This window comes from Granulicella aggregans, from assembly GCF_014203275.1.
In the GTDB taxonomy this organism is placed as follows: domain Bacteria; phylum Acidobacteriota; class Terriglobia; order Terriglobales; family Acidobacteriaceae; genus Edaphobacter.
Window position 1 is genome coordinate 1 of the sequence record NZ_JACHIP010000071.1, and the last position, 2,163, is coordinate 2,163.

2 protein-coding genes are annotated in these 2,163 nt (G+C 55.3%); both read left to right on the forward strand.

Annotated features, from left to right (window positions below):
• Positions 1 to 186: 186 nt before the first annotated feature.
• A complete protein-coding gene (locus tag HDF16_RS30065) occupies positions 187 to 564 on the forward strand; it encodes a hypothetical protein (protein WP_184224638.1) in 378 nt (125 codons plus the stop codon).
• A 3-nt stretch (positions 565 to 567) separates the two neighbouring features.
• Positions 568 to 2,163 (forward strand): type IV secretion system DNA-binding domain-containing protein (locus HDF16_RS30070; protein ID WP_184224640.1); only part of this gene is annotated, 1,596 nt, incomplete at its 3' end.

Here is a 2,163-nt window from a genome sequence, read left to right on the forward strand (position 1 = left end):
GATATGTGCTCCGCACATGGAGATTATTGACACTCCACCCCTCCTAGGGTTGAGTTTTAGGCCAAATCGTTCCTAGTTGGGAACCATCACAAAACACGCTAGATAGGCCGTACCGGTTCCTAAATGGGAACGCGTGGTTCCCACTTAGGAACCACGCTAAACGGCTCATCCACGAGGTATGAAGCTATGGAAGAACCGACGATCAGCCAGCGGTTGGGACGCGGAAGGATACGTTCGTCGCGCTCGCGAAGCTTAGGGACAAAGATCACTTTGAACGAAGAACGTGAGATTGTCATCGCGGCTGAACGCGAGGGCAAATCAGCGAGTGAATGGGCGCGTGATGTGCTTTTACGTGAAGCACGCAGCACTCGGGCCGACGCTCTTTTCACAGAGATTGTCGCAACGCGAATGCTTCTGAATCTCGTTCTTAAACCACTCGCAACCGGCACAGTAATGAAGCCGGAAGAGTTCACCGGCGTGCTTTCAACCGTGCGCACAACGAAACGCCAAGCGGCAACAGATGTGATGGAACAGTACGCAACAGCAGAGCAAAAGGAGCGTTGAGACATGGCGAGTCAATGGGGACGTAAAGAGACAGTTATTTGGCCACCGCAGGTACCGATCTACACCATCGGAACGATGATTCTTGCGGTGCCGATTGTGATGACGTTGTTGTTTGGGCTTTACCTCACCAAGCCGTTTCTGGCACGGAACTATACCGGCGATTACCTCAAGAGCGCAGCCGGTTCCGAGTTCAAGATGCACAACTCGTTCCGGTTGATTTACCTCTTCGGAGGCAAGAGAGCACCGCGTGTAGCCCAGCCCGAGGACTTTATTTCAGGGACAACGATCTTTCCGAACGGGAAGGAAATCAGTGTCCAATTGTCGCCTGCAGCAACCGCCCAGGGCTTCACCAGCTTTGCGCGCGGGCCGGAACGGAAGATCGCGGATGAGGCCCTCTGTTCGTGGTTCCGAGCCGCAATCTTTGGCGGTGATGATGTTCTCAGTGCCTACGGCTCTGCCCTGATTGAGGCGGGTGTGGTCGTCCTGTTTATGCTCTGTTTTGCGGTTCCGTGGGACTTCAAACGCGGTAAACGCATGAAGTATGGAAGGCTTCTGCGCGGCCCGGTGATGTCGTCCCCGAAGCAGTTCAACGAGATTCTCAAGGGTGAAGGATTGGGCATCACGACAGATGAAAAGGGGATCATCATCCGTCTGCCCTTGCGGGCTGAAGCCAAGCATATTCAGGTGATGGGCGACACGGGAGTCGGCAAAACGACTCTGCTGATTCGGATGCTTACGCAGATCGAGGACCGTGGGGAATCGGCGATTGTTTATGATCCGGCTGGCGAGTTCAGTCAGCGCTTTTTCCGAGAAAAGCGGAACGATGTGATCCTCAATCCTCTTGACGCCCGGATGCCCGATTGGGTGATTTCGAAAGAATTACGGAACGCGGCAGAGGCCCGAACCATAGCGGCGTCGCTCTACCAGCCCGTCGATGGAAAGGCGGGAGAATTTTTTACTGAGACACCACAAAAGATCTTCGCGCACCTGATGAAGTACCGTCCCTCGACCCAGGACCTGGCTGCGTGGATGTCGAATCCCGATGAGATCGACCGTCGCGTGAAAGGGACGGAGCTTGAGGCAATCATCTCGAAAGACGCAGCCGATCAGCGTAACGGTGTGCTCGGTTCTCTCGGCCTGATAGCCGACAGTCTTCGTCTTCTTCCCAGCAGAGAACAGTCCAACGGCAAAGAGTGGAGCGCCACGGAGTGGGCAGAAAAGCGGCAAGGTTGGATCTTCCTCACCGGCACGGAGGCAGAGCAGGAAGCCCTTCGACCTCTCCACTCTCTTTGGATCGACTTGCTCATCCTCCGGCTTCTCACAATTCCTAAGGAGGGGCAGAAGCGCGCCTGGTTCGTCCTCGACGAACTGGCAACCTTGCAACGGCTTCCACAGTTCCATAGCGCTCTGACGAAGGGCCGCAAGAGCGACAATCCCATCATCTTTGGTTACCAAGGCAAGGCCCAGCTAGAGGTTATTTACGGGCATCTTGCTGAGGTGATGTTGTCGCAACCGGCCACTAAGTTTGTGCTCAAGACCGCAGAACCGAAGGCCGCAAAGTGGGCGTCCGAGCTAATCGGGGATATCGAGATCGAGCGC

Excerpts from the sequence above, each read along its gene's own strand:
- HDF16_RS30065 (WP_184224638.1), top strand. The coding sequence starts at position 187 with ATGGAAGAACCGACGATCAGCCAGCGGTTGGGACGCGGAAGGATACGT.